3 protein-coding genes and 2 pseudogenes are annotated in these 2,561 nt (G+C 35.3%); 3 read left to right on the forward strand and 2 right to left on the reverse strand.

Annotation, left to right across the window (positions count from 1 at the left end; translation table 11 throughout):
• The first annotated feature begins 592 nt into the window (after positions 1 to 592).
• Together CBG25_RS13855 and CBG25_RS13860 are read left to right on the forward strand one after the other, a co-directional pair.
• On the forward strand, positions 593 to 829 hold the full coding sequence (locus CBG25_RS13855; protein WP_290607342.1) for a hypothetical protein: 237 nt from the start codon (positions 593 to 595) through the stop codon (positions 827 to 829).
• Between the two features lie 110 nt (positions 830 to 939).
• Positions 940 to 1,503 (forward strand): annotated as a pseudogene (locus CBG25_RS13860) (helix-turn-helix domain-containing protein); the annotation flags it as partial.
• Between the two features lie 192 nt (positions 1,504 to 1,695).
• Here the strand turns inward: CBG25_RS13860 and CBG25_RS13865 are convergent.
• Together CBG25_RS13865 and CBG25_RS13870 are read right to left on the reverse strand one after the other, a co-directional pair.
• A pseudogene (locus CBG25_RS13865) lies at positions 1,696 to 1,920 on the reverse strand (IS5/IS1182 family transposase); the annotation flags it as partial.
• Between the two features lie 168 nt (positions 1,921 to 2,088).
• Positions 2,089 to 2,298: a transposase family protein gene (locus CBG25_RS13870; RefSeq protein ID WP_290607344.1), complete on the reverse strand. Its 210-nt coding sequence runs from the start codon at positions 2,296 to 2,298 to the stop codon at positions 2,089 to 2,091.
• Positions 2,299 to 2,364: 66 nt separating this feature from the next.
• On the opposite strand from CBG25_RS13870, the gene CBG25_RS13875 reads away from it, so the two are divergent.
• Positions 2,365 to 2,561: hypothetical protein (locus CBG25_RS13875; RefSeq protein WP_290604058.1), on the forward strand; the 197-nt coding region annotated here is incomplete at its 3' end.

The following is a 2,561-nucleotide window of genomic DNA, read 5'->3' on the forward strand; positions in this document are numbered from 1 at the left end:
TGCTTACTTGCAAGAATATTTTATAGATATCTTTAATGCATGGATAACCGGACAAAATATGAACATCCTTATTTTTTCTTGTTTTTAAATTTATACTTCTTTTTTAGAGACTGCGAAACTCGTGTTTCTGTTATTTTCGAGTGACCGTACTCTATGTAACTACTAGTGATATTTCGCTTCCTCGCCCGTTCGCTCGCGTTGCTCGGTCACTTGGCTGCGTCGAGCGGTGGGGGTTAAGTTTTAAAAAGATTTTTTGGTTTTTTAAAAGAAAATCGGTTTTTTCCTTAACTCAGTCCGCTCACCGCAGGAGACGTTGAGGCGGAAGTTAGTTTGTAGCTATTGAGTTGTTTGGTAGTTCTGGTTTAAAGAAATAGAAAACCATTTTATTTAAGTAAATGATATTAAATTAATTTTTTAGATTTTATATGCTCATGCTATGAGCTTTATTTGCTCATGAGCTATGAGCCTAATTGATTTATGATGTTTTTTTTTTGATTTATGTTGACTCATTCTTATTTTTGGTTAATATTATACATACTGACTCATTATAGAGCACTCATAAATCATAAATGAGCCTCTATAGGCTCACGGGATGAATACTATGGAAAATGAATCTATTCATGATCTAAGAGAGAAATTATCAAAAACAAGAAAATTACTTAATTTAACAACTGATAAGTTAAATGATGCAATTATTGAACAAAATAGAGCAAAGAATTTTGTTCATGGTGGATACTATATGATGTCTCGTGAGGCTGAAAAAAATCTTAGGGCATTGCAGCAAGAGAGTCCTGCAGCATCACTAGTATTTAGTAAGCGTGTTGCTTAATAGTGAAATAAGGGTGTATTAGTCTTAACTTAATCTGACAATTCTGATTTAAAAAAGAAAGTTACCGGTTTTAATTAACATCATTAGATAATTAAATAAAAGGTAATTTTATGTATCAAACAAATAATCCTATCATCAAACATAAAGTCGGCTTACTTAATCTTGCTGAAGAGCTTCATAACGTATCAAAAGCCTGTAAGATTATGGGGGTATCCAGAGATACTTTCTATCGCTATCAGGAACTTGTCGACGATGGAGGTATAGATGCCTTAATTAATCAAAATCGACGGGTACCTAACGTAAAAAATAGAGTAGATGAACAGATTGAAAGAGCGGTGGTTGAGTATGCGATTGAATACCCTGCACATGGACAACACCGCAGTAGTAATGAACTAAGAAAAAAAGGCATTTTTGTTTCGGGTAGTGGTGTTCGTTCTGTTTGGCTACGTCATGATCTGGAAAATTTTAAAAAACGTCTGAAAGCGCTTGAAGATAAAATAGCAACGGAAGGGATTATTCTGTCAGAATCACAAATCACCGCGTTAGAAAAGAAAGCACAGGATGATGAAGCCAGTGGTGAGATTGAAACAGCACATCCGGGTTACCTGGGGTCGCAGGACACTTTTTATGTTGGTCATTTAAAAGGTGTTGGTCGTATCTACCAACAAACTTATACACGAGTTTCGCACCAATAAAAAAACGCTCTATTTTTAAGTTTAATTCAGCATGATATATAAATAGTCAAAACCTTATAAATCAAATACAACTTATTGTAATTTAAGAAAATTTATGTTTTTTAGTAACTTGCAGATTAATCATTGCTTTTAAGCCATTTTTAGAATTTTATATGCCTGTGCGAAACTCGTGTCCATGTTTACCGAAAGCTTATAGCCATAATGACTCTTACCGTGTTTTTTAGTCCACGTGGCGTCTAAATCTTTTTGTCGCCGCTTGGTTGGTTTCCAATGAGCAGGCATCGCTTCCTGCTTGAGTTGTTCCTTTTCGTCCTTCGTGAACGACTGCTTGGGAGCCGGTACCAAGGTTGCATCGATGATTTGGCCGCCCCGAGCTATAAAGCCTTTCTTCAGAAGCACGAGTTTCGCACCAATAAAAAAACGCTCTATTTTTAAGTTTAATTCAGCATGATATATAAATAGTCAAAACCTTATAAATCAAATACAACTTATTGTAATTTAAGAAAATTTATGTTTTTTAGTAACTTGCAGATTAATCATTGCTTTTAAGCCATTTTTAGAATTTTATATGCCTGTGCGAAACTCGTGTCCAGGAAAGGCGCGAAAAAATTCCTCAGCAGAGCGAATTTGACGAGCGGGCAAAACACATTCTCGCCCCAAGGTCATCTCTAAAACCGGCAATAATATTTTTACCCAGCGACATACCCGGGTTCTATCTAAACCAAAAAGAAGTCCTTGCAAATCATAGGTCGGATAACATTTTAAATACAACACGAGTTTCGCAGTCTCTAAAAAAGAAGTATAAATTTAAAAACAAGAAAAAATAAGGATGTTCATATTTTGTCCGGTTATCCATGCATTAAAGATATCTATAAAATATTCTTGCAAGTAAGCAGTGTAAGATACTCTAGTTTGGCGTTATCAGAAGTCAGCCCATCGCCTTTATCTCATGACACGGTTAGCCGATGGTTAAAAAGTAGATGTTTCCGCCCTAAAGACCTATGGCGATTAGTTGAACCTTCTATAGACAAAAAAAG

Origin of the sequence: Arsenophonus sp. ENCA (assembly GCF_002287155.1) — a bacterium.
GTDB classification, from domain to species: Bacteria; Pseudomonadota; Gammaproteobacteria; order Enterobacterales; family Enterobacteriaceae; genus Arsenophonus; species Arsenophonus nilaparvatae.